Here is a 17,787-nt window from a genome sequence, read left to right on the forward strand (position 1 = left end):
CCGCATTGTGCCATTCGATCGTGCCGCCGCTACCGCATTTTCATTGCGCCGCCAGCCACACCACCGTCAACGAACGCACGCCTTGCGCGCCGCGAATCAGCACGCCCTCGATATCCGCCGTCGCCGAAGGTCCGGTAACGAGCGCCGCGTAACGGGCGTCACGGAAATCATCGCGCTGGTACACGTCCTGCAAGCCGTCGATCAGTTGCGCCGGATCGAGCAGCACGACCAGATGCTGCACGATGTAGCCCAGCGCGTTGACCACATACTCGCGCTCGCTGAACCACACCGAGCCGGTCTCAGCGACGCCGAAGCGCGCCCGCACGACGCCCACGTCGATATCCTGTAGCGAAGCGGGTTCCGTGTCGGCGGTGAGTGGGCGCGTGCCCGACACTTCCGCGCTCGCCGAAGCCACCGACGCCTCAGCGCCGAAGCGCTCGCGAATCAATCCGCTCACCTCGGCAGCAGACGTGGCTTCGACGCAGGTGCCGCCCATTGCCTGCAAGGCCGCCGTGAAGCGCGCGCGCAGATCGCCGCCCGCCGCGTCGAAGAGCGGCACATCAGGCCGTGGCCGCGCCAGTGGCTGTGCTTGCCGCACCTTGTCCAGAAAAGCCTCACGCGTTGCCATTGCCGCCTCCACGATTTTTCTTGTACCAGGCGTGGAAGGTCAGCTTTGGCGCCTCCGGCAACTCGCGTTGCTTGCCCCAGATATTCAGCGGGTTATACAGCACGAAATTCGGCAGCCGCCGCAGCGCGCTGCCCATCGACGACACCGTCGCGCGATACAAGGTCGGACTCGCCAGCAAGCGCCCCGCCATTTTCAGCACTTCGTGCTTCACGAACGGCACTTCATGGCGCTCCGCGATCACCGTGCGCCACTTATAGATCTGCTCGTGAATATTGATCTTCACCGGACACACATTGGTGCAACTGCCATTGAGCGTCGACGCGAACGGCAACGCGCTATAGCGTTTCAGATCGAAGGTCGGGTTGATGATCGCGCCGATCGGCCCCGAGTAGGTGCCGCCGTACGACAGCCCGCCGCTGCGCCGGTACACGGGACAAGTATTCATACACGCGCCGCAGCGAATGCATTTGAGCGAATACCAGAAGTCCTCCATGGCGAGCCGCTCCGAGCGGCCGTGATCGACGAGGATGAAATGCATCTCCGTGCCCGGACGCGGCGCGCGGAAATGCGAGGTGTACTGCGTGATCGGCGAGCCGAGCGCGCTGCGCGACAACATGCGGATGAACACGCCGAGGTCGGATACTTTTGGAATCAGCTTCTCGATTCCAATCGACGCGATATGCAACGGCGGCACGTTCGCCGACAGATCCGCATTGCCTTCGTTCGTACACACCACCACCGTGCCGGTCTCCGCCACCGCGAAATTGCAGCCGGTCATGCCGGCGGTTTTCTCGCGCACGAAGTATGGCCGCGTGTTCATGCGCTGGCTTTCCGCGAGGTAGTGAATGTCGCTGTTCTTCGGATCGGTGCCGATGGTGCGGCCGAACAGTTCGGCGACATCGGCGCGCAGTTTGTGCACGGCCGGCACCACCATATGGCTCGGGTCCTGGTGATCGAGTTGCTGGATGCGTTCGCCCAGATCCGTTTCCATCACCGTGATGCCGCGCGGTTCGAGATACTCGCGCATCTTGCATTCGTCGGTGAGCATCGACTTGCTTTTGACGAGCGTGGTCATGCCGCGCTCCGACATGATCTGGTGCACGAGCGCGTTGTGCTCTTCGGCGGTGGCGGCCCAATGAACCGTTACACCGTTGGCCTCGGCGGCCGCCGCGAACTGTTCGAGATACTGCGAGAGGTTCGACAGCGTGTGTTCTTTAATACCCGATGCCAGTTCGCGCATCGTCTCCCATTCCGCAATGCCGTGCGCCTGCACGTCGCGCTTCTCGCGCAAATCCCATAGACGTTTGTCGTGAAACGCAACATGCTCTGTCTTGCCGATGAAAGCGCCCGCCGCTTTCGCGTGATCGATCCGGTTGCTCATGCGCGTGCTCCGTTGAGGACCTGCGCGATGTGGATGAAGCGCGCATCGGCTTTCATGCGTTCGGCGCAGCCTTGCTGATGCATGAGACACGACATGTCGCCTGAGACGATATATTCGGCGCCCGCGTTCAGATGATCGCGCACCTTGTCCTGCCCCATGCGCACCGACACCGGCTCTTCGGTGACGGAGAACGTGCCGCCGAAACCGCAGCATTCGTCGGGCCGCGCCGGCTTGACGAACTCGATGCCCTTCACGCCTTCGAGCAAGGTACGCGGCTTGGAAAACGGCGTGCCCGCCACCTCCGATATCGACGCTTCCTTCAGATGCCGCAACGCGCTGCAACTGTTATGCAATCCGACGCGATGCGGGAACTCAGCCCACGGAAATTCACGCGCACCGACCACGTCATGTAGAAACTCGACAAGTTCATAAGCGTTCGCGCGGACCTTCTTCACTTCGTCGGTTTGTTCGAGCGCGGTTAGATGCTCGCGCACGTGGTGGATGCAACTCGCCGACGGCCCGACGATGTAGTCGTAACCGGCGAAGTTGCGCGCGAACACACGCTCGGCGCCGGCGGCCTCCGCATGCGCGCCGCTGTTGGCCATCGGCTGGCCGCAGCAGGTTTGCTCCTGCGGATAGTCGACCTCGATGCCGAAGCGTTCGAGCAATTCGAGCGTGGCGATCCCCACTTCGGGATAGAACGCGTCGATGAAGCACGGGATGAACAGGGCGACTTTCATAGGCTCTTTGAAAGGAAAAGCAGCAGCCGGCGATTCACCACTCTACTGCGGAATCGCGTTGGTGAACCAGCATGGCGCCGCGGCGGCGTTGCACGATCGTCAAGGATTTCGCCGCACCAGTCTGACTGGTAAGGTTGGTCTGACCAAGAATATAAGGAAGTCCAGAAAGCGTGTCAATGGCGCGATGGCGACGGATGACAGCTTGCGTCGCGCGAATCGGAAACGCTACGCGCAGTTATCGAGACTTGTGACCAGGCGGTCCGTTCGGGTCGATATACGGGTTATGGTTTTTTCGCCTCGTGTCCGAATGCGTTTCGGACAATCCTGCGCCGCTGGGCCACATCAGCCGCGGCGATGTCGGGAAACGGAATTCGTTGGACTAGCGCGCGGTTAGTTAGAGTCGAAAGCACGGAATTGCCTGGACTATCCGGAATCGGCAGCGCCAGCTAGCAAAACCGGTCGCTGTGGCGTGATCGTTTTCGGAAGGCGACCGGCACTTGCCGAGCGGCCTCCGACCTCTCCGGCCCATGAGTCCGCTTCGTCGCATAAACCAGCCGTTCGACTGCACATGCCAGCGCAGGCGCGTCGTCGTTACGAAACCGAACAGTCATTCACGACATGGCCTTCGCGTCGCCATTAGTCTCTGGTGAGATCAAGAAGGATTGCAACTCAGTGGAAATCCGGTTAGAAGCTCCGAGCAAAACGGCTCAGCAATCTACACATTGCTGAGCCGCTCGATTATTCAGACTTTGCACACATCAATGCCCTGCGCCGCCTCCCGCGTCGTCGAGCTGGCGCATCACCGCATCGAGATTAAAGGAGGCCGCCTTTTGTCGGGGCGGATATTTCTTGAAGTTTTCTAGCTGAGCGGCCACCACGGCTTGCATCCCGTAGATCAGATACGCGTGGGAAATCATCCAGTCGTAGTAGGTATTCGAGTTCTCGTCGGCGCGCTCGAATGGGTCTCGCCTCAGATTGAACATCTTGGGAATCCGTAGCGGAACAAACGGTTCAGACCAGCACGCCAACTGTTTCGCTCGCTGCTCTCGCAAAACCGCTTTCCAGTCACCGACACGGATTGCCATGATGTCACCGTCGTCGCTAATATAGAAAAACGACTGACGCGGGCTCTCTTTCACTTCGCCGGTCAGATAGGGCAGCATGTTGAAACCGTCTATGTGAACCTTGAATGTCTTTTCTCCTGCCTTATGACCATTCAGCAGTTTCGTTTTGATATCGGGTTCGCCCGCTGCGGCGAGGAAGGTGGACATCCAGTCCTGATGCGTCACGATCCCGTTCAGTATTGAGCCGGCGGGAATTTTCCCCGGCCATCGCACGAATGCAGGAACGCGCCAGCCGCCTTCCCAGTTCGTGTTCTTTTCAGAGCGGAAGGGCGTGATCCCCGCGTCGGGCCAACTGTTGAAATGCGGGCCGTTATCTGTTGAATACATCACAATGGTATCGTCGGCAATGCCGAGTTCATCCAGTTTCGCGAGCATTTTGCCGATGTTCTCGTCGTGTGCAACCATCACGTCGTTGTAGTCGCCCTGGCCGCTTTTGCCTTTGTGTTTTTCCGCGCAGTGGGTTCGGAAATGCATCGCCGTCGTGTTGTACCAGAGGAAAAACGGCTTGCCATCTTTATGAGCCTGGTCGATGAAAGCAGACGCGTGCTGAGTCGTCTCATCGTCTATCGTTTCCATGCGCTTCTTTGTGAGCGCACCCGTATCTTCGATTTTCTGCCCACCTTTGCCATCTGACCAGCAATGCAGTACACCACGCGGCCCGAAGCGCTTCTTGAACGCAGGATCTTTAGGGTAGTCCGGGTCCTCAGGCTCCTCCTCGGCGTTCAGATGATAAAGGTTGCCAAAGAACTCATCGAAGCCGTGCATGGTGGGGAGAAACTCGTCCTTGTCGCCCAAGTGGTTCTTTCCGAACTGCCCCGTGACATAACCGAGTGGCTTCAACATTTCAGCAATGGTCGGATCCTCTGCGGACAAGCCAAGATCAGCGCCCGGCATGCCGACCTTGGTTAGCCCTGTGCGAATCGGATTCTGCCCGGTAATGAATGCGGCACGTCCGGCAGTACAACTCTGCTGTGCGTAGTAGTCCGTGAAGGCAACGCCTTCGTTGGCGATACGGTCAATATTCGGCGTTCGATAACCCATTTGCCCCCGGCTGTTAAAACTTATGTTCCACCAGCCGATATCGTCGCCCCAAAGTATCAGGATATTCGGTTGCTTTGTTGCCATGATTGCTTCCACTCCTTTCCGATAGGACCCGATCGGCTTTTCTTCAGATCGGGCGAAGAAGCTGCATTAATGACTGAACAGCAGCAGCAAAATGTCAACACGATGTCGCGCATTGGCAGGGAAGCAGCGAACATTGCCTGCTGGGCCGCTCATCACCTTGCGCTGTAATGCTATGCCCCAGGCGTTGCTGTTTCGAAGGAGGCGCGAGGCGATTTGTCGCCATGACAAAATCTGAATTTGCGGCCGCTGCCGCAAGTACATGGCGCATACTGCCCACGTCGCTTATCTTCGCTTGCGGTGATTGCCATGATGTCGGACGCAGGGTGTCCCTCGCGAAATAGCTTTGCCATCTTCTCCATGGCGGGCCGCGATCGCGTGAAAAACAGTTCGAGTCCCTGACACAGGTAGTTTTGGCCCGCCTCGCCGTCGCGCGAGAGTGCGAAGCGATCTTTCGGGCAACCACCGTTACATAAGGGCCTGACTTCGCAAGTCCTGCATTGCGCGGTTAGCGAGTCACGTTTGTCGAGGCCGAACTTGCGCTGTTCGGGCGAAGCCATGAGCTTCACCATGTGCGTCTCGTGAATATTGCCTAACCGGTATCCCGGTTCGACGAAGTGATCGCACGCGTAGAGGTCGCCGTTATATTCCAGCGCTGGGCCAAAGCCGCAGGTCGGCGCATGAATGCACAGCAGATGGCGACCGAAGAAGGCTTCCAGCGTGACATCGAACAATTGAACGAAGACGCGGCCGACATCGTGCCGGACCCATTCTTCGAAGACATCCATCAGGAAGAGCCCATACTGCTGTGCCCCGACGGAGCGTTCGGTGACCAGATTGCCTGTCTGCGTGTACAGCACACGTTTGCGGCCGCCCTGTTCACTCCAGCCGAGGTTGGCCAACTGAATGGTCTGTTCCGTAGCGCGTTCGATGATGGGAATGAACTGCACCCATTTCGCGCCGAGTTCGTCGCGAAAGAAACGATAAACCGCGCGGCCGTGATGCTGATTGGCGGCGTTGACTGTACACAGAATGTTGAACTCCACCCCGTGCTTGCGCAACGCGTTCCATCCGCGCATCACCATGTCGAAGGTGCCGTTGCCGTGGCGATCGACGCGATATGCATCGTGTATCGCACGTGGACCATCGACACTGAGCCCGACAAGAAAATTATTCTTCTTGAAAAACTCGCACCATTCATCGTCAAGAAGAATGCCGTTGGTCTGGAAGGTATGCTGCACGACCTGGCCGGGTTTGCGATGCTTTTCGACCAGTTCAACCGCCTGCCTGAAGAACTCGACCTTCATCAGCGTCGGCTCGCCACCTTGCCACGCCACCGTCACCTCGGGGCTGCGATGCGACTCGAGCAGTTGCCGGATATACGTCTCGAGCGTCACTCGCGACATGCGATGCTTTTCGTCTGGGTAAAGCGCCTCCTTCGACAGGAAGAAGCAGTATTTGCAATCGATATTGCAGGTGGACCCGCTTGGCTTGGCCAGTAAATGAAACCGTGGCGGCGCGTCGGAAAACGAGGCTTCGGTAACTGATGGCTGATCTTGAACGGATGCTGCGGTGCGAGAAAGCAACGTGGCTTCCATTGCGATGGTCCCTTGTGACAGTCAGCGTGCCAGCAAGACCTTAATCCGCGTGGCGATGCCGTCCATGTGGCGGTGAGATGTCGGTCCCGATATCGCGCAATTCGCGACTCGCAACACAGACGTGTTGGTTATTTAAGGCTGCATGGTTAGGGAAAGCAAACGCAATTTTGATATTTCCCGTTTTAAACGCATTGAGCGATCTGGCTGAATACGATGCTGCGGCGGTCCTGCCGTGCGAACGGGATGGAAACGACGCTGAGCATTTCGCGACTTCGTTTAAAACTTCGCTTAAAAGACCGGAGGGTCTGGCAATCGCGTGTAAGGTGAACTAGATTAGGTTGGCGCGTATGATTGCTCGGCTCCTGCGGGGCCGCCCGGCCTTTGCGGCCTGCGCGCGGCCCCGCAATCCATTCGGAGATGGCGTGACTAACCCGGAAGCACGATCGACGAACGAACTGGCCGAGGATAGAACCGACTTAGCGGCGAAGCGCACGCTGATGGCCGCCGACCGCACGTTAATGGCATGGATCCGTACCGCGCTTTCGATGATCAGCTTCGGATTCACCATCTATAAGGTGTTGCAAGGTTTTACGGATGCCGGCGTGCATCTGGCACATCCGAACAGCCCCCGAAGCGTAGGGCTTTTCCTCACTGGCATGGGCACGGTCTCGATGGTGCTGGGCACGATCGAGTATTGGTCAGCAATTGCCCGGTTACGCGCTTTTCAACGCGTTAGCGTCTGGCGACCCACGTTTTTTATTGCACTGCTTATGGCCTGTTCGGGGAGCTTCGCTTTTCTGAGCATTATCATCAGGCTCCTCTGAGGCAAAGTGAAGTACGCGGCGCCGTCTTCATCCTGGGCAGCCCGATCGTGTCGATATTGCAACCCTGTGACTACACTCGCGGTTGCGCCTAACTAAAGTTCTCAGCGCGCGTACTACCGCTTCTATCAACCGAAGGCGCTCATGCCGTGACTGAAATTCTGATGATCCTGCTGAAGGTCTCGGTCGTCGTCACGATCGTTGGCGTAGGCGCGGGAGCGTCGCCCGCAGACGTGACCTGGTTGTGGCGGCGGCCCATGCTTATGGTACGTTCGCTTGCCGCAATGTATCTGCTGGTCCCGCTGGTTGCTTTCGGCCTTGTGCTGGCGCTCCCGATCGAGCCCGGGGTCAAAGCGGCCATGCTGGTGCTCGCCGTCTCTTCCGGCGCGCCAATGTTGCCAAAAAAGCTCCGGAAGTTGGGCAACCAGGAGTACATCTTCAGCCTGCTGGTGACGTCCTCTTTTGTGGCTATCGTCGCCGTGCCTCTTTGGATAGCAGCCCTTGACGCTTATTTCCAGGTCGCGGTGGCGCTGCCACCAAGCACCGTGTCGATAGCGGTAGCCAAAGCCATTCTGTTACCGCTCGGGATAGGCATGGCGCTTCACGCGCTTTTCCCCGTGTGGTCGGAGCGACTTTCGCAGCGCCTGATTGCAATCGCCGGCCTCGTCCTGGCAATATCCGGATTCATGCTGCTGATCGTCAACAGGCAATTGCTATCCGATATGAGCTGGCCAGCCATACTCGCGCTCGCGGCGTTGATGATCTGCGCACTGGCCATCGGTGAATTGCTGGGGGGACCGGCGCGGGATGACCGAACGTCGCTTGCCATAGCTTGCGCGACGCGTCATGTGGGGGTTGCCGTGGTGGTCGCCGGGGAATTTGTTGGCATAAAAACCTCGGTGATGATCGTCGCTTACTTTCTCACGGTGATCGTCGTTTCAAGCATCTATCTCACGTGGCGCCGATGAGCGCGAGCGTCCGTCACCCGCTACGCGTTCAACACGATATTCGAAAGATATCCATCGGCTGGGCTGTGAAGTCAGGTACTAACCTTATCCACGAACCTGTATGCAGGCTGGCGCGCGCCGACCGGTTTGCTGGTGCTGCACCGGCCACTGCGTTACGTCCTCGAAATATCTCACTCAACGTATCTCGGGAGTCAGGCGAACATCCTCGGTTTCAATCAGTTGACATCGCTGGGCGCCGGTATCGAAATCGACACGGGTGCAGTGACGAAGCTCTTTGCGCGGCTTCGCATCGTTGCGCGATATGCTTTCGGTAAGGACGTGACGGGCGCATCGATCGGCCTCGCGCCCAGCTTCTGATCGACTCCGAAGACGCGCCAGACTTTGTTGGTCTGCCATGGCAACTGGCGCTGTATCAAGCAGCAGCGCACGCTTCTGTTTGTGGCGGAACGGTTGCTGTCGCGCTGTCAGCGGACATGGGTCGGAGAATACTGGATGGCCGTTGTGGCCGCACGCAGCCTTTCGAACCGCCGCAACGCGGGCCGCTCGCGCGCTCTGACAAATCCAACGGGTTCGCGTAGCAAATCCCGCGAGTGCAGTTTATTCGGCGGCGCGCCATCTCACGCGTGACCGAATTTGTTGCTAAGTGCTTGATTTTTGATGACGCCGCGTCCAACGAATTCCGTGTCGCCGCGGTGACGGCAATGCTGGTTTTCTTTTTGCACTGATAGCGACTGGCCGGAGCTGACCACGTGGCCCTTCCGGGGGGAGTCGGTCATGCATCAGCAGGGAGGGAGTGCCCGAGCGCTTCGCTTCGCGCGTTGATGGATCGCCGCGCCGGCCGGGGATAATTGAAGGGCGAAGACTAAACCCGACAGATGCCGGCCAGTCGGCGCGCCCGCGCGATCACGAAACCACACTCGACGAAGGCTTCGCCGCATCTTCCTTGTACATCTCGCGCACGAAGGTCAGATGACGCTCGGCGGCCTTGCGCGCCTTTTGCGCGTCGCGTGCCATGACGGCGTCGTAGATGGCCTGATGCTGGCTCATCAACTGCTTTTCCATCGCGTCGTCGTAATCGATCAGCCGATGGTACTGGCGCATGCCCTCGCGAATCAGCGTATGGATGCCGTGCATCACATGCGCGAGCGCGATGTTGTGCGTAGAGTCGGCGATCGCGAGGTGAAATGCGGCGTCCAGTTCCGCGAGATTGACGCGATCCTGAGACTGCGAGCCGGCCTTCAAAGCCTCGAACGCGACGCTGATCTTTTTCAGGTCGGCGGCGGTGGCGCGCTCCGCGGCATACACCGTCGAAATCGCTTCGAGCCCCTGGCGCAATTCCAGAATATCGGCACTGGTGCGCGGATTCTGCAGCAGCAGCTCGGCGAGCGGCTTGGAGATGATCGGCGCCGTGACATCGACGACCGTAAAACCGCCCCGCCCCGATGTCTCGATGTAGCCGTCCGCTTCAAGCCGAATCAGCGCTTCCCGCAACGACGGCCGCGACACGCCGAGCTGCGTCGCCAGATCGCGTTCAGCCGGCAAGCGGTCGCCGGGCATCAGCGTGCCGTCCGAGATCAGTTGCTTGATCTGGTCGGACACCACGTCGGACAGCCGTTTGCGCGTGAAGGACTGGATCGGGAGAAATGGCATGGGCAGCGGTGAGTAAAGCCGGTTGAGCGAGCGGTTTTCAGGCCGTGGAGAGTGTCAGGCACGATGCGTCGCGAAGTTGCAGTCGCGCTTCGACGTTGCTGCGAATTATACCGTTCAACGAGACACGCCGAATCCGGTTGGCACGCGAGCCGGCCGGCAGTGCGAGTCGTCGGGAACCCGCTAGCGCGCACCCGCCGCGTAGAAAACCGCCAGATCGCGCCTGAGCGTGTGCAAGGCCGCGTCGTCGAGATAGATCATGTGACCGGTTGGATAGTAGGCGATTCGCACATTGGCGCGCAGCGGCCCGTCCACGCCCAGATGCGCGAGCGCGTATTCTGTCGCGTAGAACGGCGTGGCCAGATCGAAATAGCCGTTCACCGACATCACGCGCAATTGCGGATTCTGCCGCATCGCTTCAGCCAGATCGCCGGCTGCATACGGTACGGGCAAACGCTCGCCCCACCATTCGCGGTGCTTCCAGTCCCATTGCGTCAGCGCTTCGTCGTTGAAGACGCGGTAGCGGTCGGCCGGCGTGAAGTGCAGGTCCTGAGCGAAATGCTGGTGCAGCGCCGCGTCGAAAGCACTCGACACGCTGCTCACCGAGGCGTCGTAGTCGGGGCGATCCGACACGCTGTCGAAGTCGATGCCCTCAAAACGCGCATCGTAACGGCCGACACTGCGCGCCTGATCGCGCAGCAATTCACTGCGATAACGCGACGGATAGAGACGCAGGCGGCTGCGCTTCACATAGGCGACATCGAGGCCGGTGAATTGCGCGACGCGCGCGGCGATCGCGTCGCGCTCGGCGTCGGGCAGCGCATCGCCTTGTGCAAGGGCTTGCGCATACGGCCCGCGTGCGAACGCGCGGGCTTCGTCGAGGAAAGCAGGCAGACTGGCCGGCTTCGGCACGATCTTGCCGTGATACCAGGCGATCGCCGCGAAGCTCGGCAGATAGCTTCCGCTTCTAAAATCCGAGCCCGCCGAAAACGCGGCCGAATCGAGCACCGACGACATCAGGATCACGCCATTAAGCGCGATATTGTTCTGCCCCAACTGATACGCGAGCATCGCGGCGCGCGCGGTCCCATACGATTCGCCGAGCAGATACTTCGGCGAATTCCAGCGCTGGTTCACCGTCAGATAGCGGTCGATGAATTGCGAGAACGCGTCGACATCCTTGTCGACGCCCCAGAAGTCTTTGCCCGTGCCATGACCCACGACGCTCGACAAGCCCGCACCGACGGCGTCGATGAAGACGAGGTCGGTGCTATCGAGCAGGCTGTCGGGATTGTCCGCGAGCGTATACGGTGCGGGCGGCGTGATATCGGGACTCGCGGTACGCACCCGCTTCGGCCCGAAAGAGCCGATCATCAGAAAGACGGTGCCGGCGCCCGGACCACCGTTGAACAGAAACGTGACCGGCCGCGTCTGCGGCGTTTTGCTGGCGACAGTGTAGGCAAGATAAAAAACGCTTGCGTTGGCCTGCCCCGTCTTGTCGCGCAACAGCAGGTTGCCGGCGGTGGCCGAGTAGTCGATCTTGCGGCCATCGAGCCGAATGGAATGCTGCGTGACCGATGCGGTTTCCGGCGGTACGGGAATCCCCGTCGGTTCCGCTTTCGCGTCGCGCTGCGCCGTGCTGCCAGACGCTTCGTTCTGCGCCGACGCGACGGCGCGTGGCTGCCGAGACGCGCGTTTCGGCGCCGCATGCGAGTCCTGCTGCGGTTGGCCGTTCGGCTCCGCGCTCTGATTGGGCTGGCCGCTCACGAAGCGGGGCGCGTCCGGCTCCGATGCCTCGGTATCGGCGCTCGCTGCGGCTTCCGGCGAGTCGCCCGGTTCAGCCGCCGCGCACAGGGTGCTGAACATGGCGAGTGCGGCAAGCACGAGCGCCATCGCGACTAGCGCGGCCGCCATGGATCCCGCCATCAAGGATTGGCGGAACCAGAAGGTAAAGCGAAGGCCCATGAGTTTCCCGACGAGTGTCGATAGGCGCCGATGTCCGCAAGGTGCAGGCTTAAGACGAACTCGGCGCTCGATTTTTGACGCAAGCATTTACGGCGTCAATCGAAAACTGGCGAGAACACGCATTCCTCCCACGACGCATCGCCGCGTTACGCCAATCGAAAAGCAAACGAAACGTTGGCGAAAGACTCAACGACCTCGCAATGCGCCGACGAATGCAGCGATGCGTTCGCACGCGTCGATCAGACGCCCTTCGTCGACGACGAAACCCAGCCGCACGAAACCATTCGCCGTCTCGCCGAACGCACTCGCGTCGAGCAGCGACACACCCTGCGCGCGAAACAGCTGCCAGGTGAAGTCGACCGTATCGAGGCCCGTTCCGCTCACGTCGACCATCATGAACATGCCCGCCTCGGGCAACAGGCACCGCAAACCCGGCACGCGATGCAAACGCTCGAACACCACGTCGCGCCGGCGCCGGTAGATCTCGCGCATCTCGGCGGCGATCCGCGCCTTGTGCTGCACAGCCGTCAATGCGGCCTGCTGGATGAAGCCGGGCAAGCCGTACAGCATGGCAAGCGCGAGCCGCCCCATGTGCTCGATCAGCTCCGTGGGCCCGATCGCCCAGCCCACGCGCCAACCGGCCATGGCATGCGATTTCGACAGGCTGCCGAGTGTCACGGTGCGCTCCGCCATGCCGGGCAGCGCGGCGATGCTCACGTGCTCGCGTTCGAACGTCAACTCGGCGTAGACCTCGTCGGAGAGAACCCATAGATCGTGCCGGCACGCGAGCCGTGCGATACGTTCGAGATCGGCGCGTTGCATGACCACGCCGGTCGGATTGCACGGCGTCGCGAAGAAGATGGCTTTGGTGCGTGAGGTGACGGCGGCTTCGAGCGCGTCGCAGTCGACATGAAACGCCCGTGCCGGATCCACAGGCACGGTCACGAGCGTGGCGCCGGCCGCGCGCACGCAGGCCTCGTAGGTCAGATACATGGGTTCCGGGACGATCACTTCGTCGCCCGCTTCCAGCAGACACAGCGACGCGGCGAACACGCCGTTCTGCGCCCCCGCGGTCAGGACCACATTGGCGGCGCTCGCGGCGCAGCCGGTCATGCGCGTGTGCTCCGCGGCGATCGCCGCGCGCACCGGCTCGCGGCCGGACACGGCGCTGTAGTGCGTATCGCCGCCGCGCAAGGCCTCGATGGCACGCTCGACGATCGGCGCGGGCGTGGCGAAGTCGGGGTCGCCCACGCTCAGGACGATGACGTCTTCGCCTCTCGCCTCCGCCTGCTGCGCGACACGATGGATTTCCCACGCTGAGGTGCGCCGGCCTTGCAGGCGTTCGACCAGATTCGAGTACTTCATTCACTGCACCCCGTTTCCCATGGACCCGCCAATGTAAAGGGGCGCGCGCGAAACGTCCAGATACGAAAAAGCGCCACGCGAACATACAGTCTCGCGTGGCGCTCGGGCGTTGCCCCTGATTCGCGGGGCGCGGCGCGTTTAAATCTGGCGGCGCAACTCCGCCGGCGGAACCTTCATCAGATGCCGGTATTTCGCCACGGTGCGGCGCGCCACCAGCACGCCCTGATCGGCGAGCATTTTGGCGAGCGTGACGTCCGACAGCGGATCGTGCGTGTTTTCCGCAGCGATCATTTCCTTGAGCAGTGCGCGCACGGCAGCCGCTGAACAGGTGCCGCCGCTTTCCGTGCCCAGTTCGCGCGGGAAGAAATGCTTGAACTCGAAAATACCGCGCGGCGTGGCCATATATTTGTTGCCGGTGGCGCGCGAGATGGTGGATTCGTGCAGGCCGAGTTCGTCGGCGACATCGCGCAGCACCATCGGCTTGAGCGCGATTTCGCCGTACTGGAAGAAGGCCTTTTGATGCGCGACGATGCATTCCGCCACGCGCTGAATCGTATCGAAGCGTTGCTGCGCGTTACGGATCAGCCAGCGTGCTTCCTGCAGCTGCTGCGCGAGCGGTGAACGGCTGGCGCCGGCCGACTGCGCAAACAATTCCGCATACATGCGATGGATGCGTGCGCGCGGCTGCACCGCGGGATTGATCGTTACGACCCACTTGTTGCGAACCTGACGCACGATCACGTCCGGCACCACGTAGTTGTCTTCGGTGCGGCCGTAGCTGTTGCCCGGCTTCGGATCGAGCTTGCGCACCAGCGCGCAGGCCACGCGCAGTTCTTCCGCGCTGCAGCCGATCTGCTTCTGCAGTTCAGCCTGCTCGCGACGCGCGAGCCGTTCAAGATGATGTTCGACGACTTGCCGCGCCACGTCGCGCCCCGGCGTGTCGGCGGGCAACGCATTCACCTGCAGGGACAGGCATTCGGACAACGAGCGCGCGCCAAGACCCGGACGATCGAGCGACTGGACAAGACGCAGCGCCACCAGCAATTCTTCTTCGGTCAGTTCCGGTTCGAGGTCGACGCTGGCCGCGAGATCGGAGAGTTCCTGACGCAGATAGCCGTCGTCGTCGAGCGCTTCGATGATGAAGCGGGCCACCGCGCGGTCGCGGTCGTCGAGGCGATAGAGGCGCAGCGAATCGTGCAACTGCTCACGCAAGGTCGGCTGCGAGCGCGCCCATTCGGCGGGGTCGCTGCTGTCCGAGTCGCCGTTCTGGCGCGTGGAACTGCGGCTGCTGTAGTCGCCGGAGAAGTCGCCGGGCATGTCGTCCTGGCCCGCGCTTTCCAGCGTGTCGTTGGCGCCGGATTCAGACGGCAGCGCATCGGGTTCGGCGGTTGCGACCGCGTCGGTGGCGGGCAGCGCGCCGCCGTCTTCGCCGGAGGTCGCGGTTGCGAGCGCTACGTCTTCCGTTTCCGACGAGTCGTACTCGAGGAACGGATTAGTGTCGAGCGCGGTGCGCAACTCCTGCTGGAACTCCAGAGACGACAACTGCAACAGACGCACCGATTGCTGAAGACGCGGCGTGAGTGCGAGAGACTGCCTTGTGCGTAGTTCAATGGAAGGCATTGTAGTGAGGTCCCTTTGATAGCGAAAATGGGTGAGTAGGCCGTTTAGAGCAACTGTCGTACCAACTCGCGCAACGCACTGTTTTTTCTACGCTTTGTGTTTTCAGGCCCGCCAATTGCGCAGGCCGCCGGGCGCCCTTTTTACAAGGCCCCGGCAAATTCCGGTCCCTCGCACCGACAGCCGCCACGCGTGGCGTCGACGCACTGCGGCATCGTATTCGTCAGCCTAAATACTTGTGCCGTAACGGCTTTCCCGCCATCCCCAGGCTTCTGACGCCACGCCGGGCACACCGCTTGCGTCCTTGCACTATGTGGACGGACGCCGGTCCGTGCATGCCAGACGCGCAAGCAACCCGGAAGCGAATGGATGCACAGACCGTCGGCCGGTGTCGATAACGGGCCCTGACGGAACCGTAGCGGCAACGATCCCACGCGTGTCATCAGCGGTTTCGACCGCGATCGACCGCAGGCAACAAGACCGCAATTTTGATCAACACCCGAAGGAGAAACCATGAAGACCATCCAACTTCTGAAGACCGCAGGTAGCATCGCTTGTGTCGCTTTCGCACTGAATGCGACGAACGCCATGGCGCAAAGCAGCGCCCCGTCGGCGGCATCGGAAACCGTCGGCGAGCATGTCGACGACGGCGCCATCACCACCAAGGCCAAGGCGGATTTGCTGGCCGCGAAGAACGTCAAGTCGACGCATATCCACGTGAAGACCCGCAAGGGCGTAGTGTGGCTCACGGGCACGGTGCCTTCGGCTGACGACAAGGCAGCGGCCGGCGAAGTCGTGGAAGCCGTGAAGGGTGTGTCGAGCGTGAAGAACCATCTGAAGATCGCCGCCGAATAAACGGCGGGTCTGCCGGACGGTGTCGATCTCGGTCGGCACCGTCCGGTGCTCGTGACTCACCGCAACGACAAAGCCATCCGCAATGCGAATGGCTTTTTTTACGTGCGGCTCGCTTTGGAGTTCTGCCCGTCGCAATCCGATGCGATCCGGCTCGATCCGAAACAACCGGCGCCCTTTTCGGGCGCCGGTCACTCACCTATTTCTTAACGCTTCGCCGCCGCATATTGATCGCGCAGATCACGCACGCGATCATGATTCTGCAGCACGCCCTGATACTGCCGCTCGACGATTGCCCGCACATCCGCCGGCAATTCCTTTTCGAGTGCATCGTGATAACGCTTCTTCGCGACATCCTCGCCCTTCTCGCACTCGGCGAGAATCTCGTGGTCGCTGCGATCCGTCACAGCCGATTTCACGTCAACCCAGCCGCGATGCAACGCGCCGCTCATGCTGCCGCCTGTTTCGGGCTTGCCGCCCAGTCCTTGAACCGCATCCTGCAATTCACGCGCGCCACGCGCGCAGTCTTCCGCGCGCGACAGGAACAGCGTTTTCAGCTGTGCGTCGTGCGCATCTTCGGCTGCCTTGCGAAAGCCCTTCTCGCCATCCTTCGACGTTTCGACCAGATCGTTAAGCACGGAAACAACGTTCGTAGCCATTCAATACCTCCAGGGGTTTCGTTAGTCACGGAATCCGCCGCCGGAGATGAGTTGCCCGAATCGCGAGGCATTCTCCTTCCGGCGATGGAGTTCATAGATGCGTTCGCACGGCGCGTGCCCGGAACATGCGGCAATGAACGTTTGCGCGCTGCGTCGACGCGCGCGTCCAATCTTGCCAACACGCGTAAATCCTGCCCGCCGCTACGCGGCGTAATCGGCGGCAACGCCCCGCGCAGCGGGCCTCCGCTCGATGGCACAACGGTTGCTTAGTATGCTCCGCCCGAGCACGCGTGCAACGCAACAACACACTGCAAGACGTGCCAACGGATTGAAAAGAATGGGCAAGCAACAACGACAGGGAGAATCACCATGAAGATCAGGAGCGCAGAATTTCTCGCCGCCGTCGCGATCATCAGCTCGGCAACTGTGATGCAGATTCGCGAACACGTGCTGGCGCAGGAAGCGCCGGCTTCGCAAGCGCAGGCTACGTCGCCGTCATGTGGCTTGACGCATGACGGCTTGGTGTCGGCCGCTTGCGAGGCGACGCGCGACAAGCGTCAGGTCGATCGAGCACCCCAACCGCAGCGCAATGCGCCGCAAGTCTGGGTTTGAGCAGGGATTTGAGTGCTGCTTGAATAGCGACCGGACAGGCAAAAAAGAACGGCCCGATCGATATCGGGCCGTTCTGCTAATTACCGCGATGAAAGCATTCAGCGATTCAAGCGCTCTTCTCGCTGAACTCGCTAAGCGGCACCGGCTTTTTCAACGGATCGAAGTCGGCCCAGCGCCCCTGCTGCCAGCGTCCGCTCGCCCGTTCGATCGCCATGCCGCCGGCTTCGCGCAGCACCCGCGCGGCATCGAACTGATTGTCCGGCGAGACATGCACGGCGACCAGCACGCCGGAATCGCGTGTCTCTTCATGGAACGCCGAATGATGGCCTGTGTGCCCGGCCTCGCGCGTCCGGGACATGGCGCCGACCAGTGAGCCGACATACGCACCGACGCCCGCGGCAATCAGCGAGACGATGATCGGCGCGGAAAATGCCGCGAAGATCCCGACGCCCACCACCGCGCCGGCTACCGCGCCGATCGTGACGCCCATGCCCGCACCTTTGGGCGCGTCCTTCGCGCCGGCATCGGTGCCGGTGTCGCCGCCAATTGGATAGCGCGCGTGCTGACCGCGCGGATTGACGAAGAACAGCGTGACATCTTCCTCGACGAAACCTGCGTTGAAGAGCTTGGCCGCCGCGTCTTCAGCGGCGGGAAAAGTCGTAAAGCGTGCAGCGACGATGAGTGACAT

15 protein-coding genes are annotated in these 17,787 nt (G+C 61.0%); 4 read left to right on the forward strand and 11 right to left on the reverse strand.

What is annotated here, in order from left to right; translation table 11 throughout:
- Positions 1–40: 40 nt before the first annotated feature.
- The 5 genes from B0G71_RS25420 to B0G71_RS25440 form a co-directional block, all read right to left on the reverse strand.
- Entirely contained in the window at positions 41–628 is a 588-nt protein-coding gene (locus B0G71_RS25420; RefSeq protein ID WP_116145163.1) for an LUD domain-containing protein, read from the reverse strand.
- Positions 615–2,009 (reverse strand): lactate utilization protein B, encoded by a 1,395-nt coding sequence (locus tag B0G71_RS25425; RefSeq protein ID WP_116145165.1) that lies wholly within the window; start codon positions 2,007–2,009, stop codon positions 615–617. Before B0G71_RS25425 ends, B0G71_RS25420 begins: the two co-directional genes overlap by 14 nt.
- Entirely contained in the window at positions 2,006–2,749 is a 744-nt protein-coding gene (locus B0G71_RS25430; RefSeq protein ID WP_011492097.1) for a (Fe-S)-binding protein, read from the reverse strand. Before B0G71_RS25430 ends, B0G71_RS25425 begins: the two co-directional genes overlap by 4 nt.
- Positions 2,750–3,507: 758 nt before the next feature.
- Positions 3,508–4,998, reverse strand: coding sequence for an arylsulfatase (locus B0G71_RS25435; protein WP_116145167.1), 1,491 nt, complete (start codon positions 4,996–4,998; stop codon positions 3,508–3,510).
- 170 nt (positions 4,999–5,168) lie between these two features.
- Entirely contained in the window at positions 5,169–6,494 is a 1,326-nt protein-coding gene (locus tag B0G71_RS25440) for an anaerobic sulfatase maturase (protein ID WP_258875780.1), read from the reverse strand.
- Positions 6,495–7,015: 521 nt separating this feature from the next.
- Between B0G71_RS25440 and B0G71_RS25445 the strand changes: the two genes are divergently transcribed.
- Positions 7,016–7,417, forward strand: coding sequence for a YidH family protein (locus B0G71_RS25445; protein ID WP_199730143.1), 402 nt, complete (start codon positions 7,016–7,018; stop codon positions 7,415–7,417).
- Between the two features lie 146 nt (positions 7,418–7,563).
- Positions 7,564–8,382 carry a bile acid:sodium symporter family protein gene (locus B0G71_RS25450; RefSeq protein ID WP_147308705.1) on the forward strand — a complete coding sequence of 273 codons (819 nt, stop codon included), beginning with the start codon at positions 7,564–7,566 and terminating at the stop codon, positions 8,380–8,382.
- 903 nt (positions 8,383–9,285) lie between these two features.
- On the opposite strand, the gene B0G71_RS25460 is transcribed toward B0G71_RS25450, so the two are convergent.
- The 4 genes from B0G71_RS25460 to B0G71_RS25475 form a co-directional block, all read right to left on the reverse strand.
- Positions 9,286–10,032: a FadR/GntR family transcriptional regulator gene (locus B0G71_RS25460; RefSeq protein WP_116145175.1), complete on the reverse strand. Its 747-nt coding sequence runs from the start codon at positions 10,030–10,032 to the stop codon at positions 9,286–9,288.
- 180 nt (positions 10,033–10,212) lie between these two features.
- Positions 10,213–11,994, reverse strand: a complete 1,782-nt coding sequence (locus tag B0G71_RS25465; RefSeq protein ID WP_116145177.1) for a S10 family peptidase — start codon at positions 11,992–11,994, stop codon at positions 10,213–10,215.
- A gap of 186 nt (positions 11,995–12,180) precedes the next feature.
- Positions 12,181–13,359 carry a pyridoxal phosphate-dependent aminotransferase gene (locus B0G71_RS25470; protein WP_116145179.1) on the reverse strand — a complete coding sequence of 393 codons (1,179 nt, stop codon included), beginning with the start codon at positions 13,357–13,359 and terminating at the stop codon, positions 12,181–12,183.
- 138 nt (positions 13,360–13,497) lie between these two features.
- Positions 13,498–14,979, reverse strand: a complete 1,482-nt coding sequence (locus tag B0G71_RS25475; protein WP_116121838.1) for an RNA polymerase factor sigma-54 — start codon at positions 14,977–14,979, stop codon at positions 13,498–13,500.
- Between the two features lie 510 nt (positions 14,980–15,489).
- On the opposite strand from B0G71_RS25475, the gene B0G71_RS25480 reads away from it, so the two are divergent.
- Positions 15,490–15,831, forward strand: coding sequence for a BON domain-containing protein (locus B0G71_RS25480; protein ID WP_116145181.1), 342 nt, complete (start codon positions 15,490–15,492; stop codon positions 15,829–15,831).
- A gap of 203 nt (positions 15,832–16,034) precedes the next feature.
- Here the strand turns inward: B0G71_RS25480 and B0G71_RS25485 are convergent, their stop codons facing one another.
- Entirely contained in the window at positions 16,035–16,487 is a 453-nt protein-coding gene (locus B0G71_RS25485; protein ID WP_106278314.1) for a PA2169 family four-helix-bundle protein, read from the reverse strand.
- A gap of 369 nt (positions 16,488–16,856) precedes the next feature.
- Between B0G71_RS25485 and B0G71_RS25495 the strand changes: the two genes are divergently transcribed.
- Positions 16,857–17,099 carry a hypothetical protein gene (locus B0G71_RS25495; RefSeq protein WP_116145185.1) on the forward strand — a complete coding sequence of 81 codons (243 nt, stop codon included), beginning with the start codon at positions 16,857–16,859 and terminating at the stop codon, positions 17,097–17,099.
- A 106-nt stretch (positions 17,100–17,205) separates the two neighbouring features.
- Here B0G71_RS25495 and B0G71_RS25500 read toward each other — a convergent pair whose 3' ends face one another.
- Positions 17,206–17,787 carry a hypothetical protein gene (locus B0G71_RS25500; protein WP_116148873.1) on the reverse strand — a complete coding sequence of 194 codons (582 nt, stop codon included), beginning with the start codon at positions 17,785–17,787 and terminating at the stop codon, positions 17,206–17,208.

The organism is Paraburkholderia sp. BL27I4N3 (genome assembly GCF_003386115.1).
GTDB lineage: Bacteria > Pseudomonadota > Gammaproteobacteria > Burkholderiales > Burkholderiaceae > Paraburkholderia.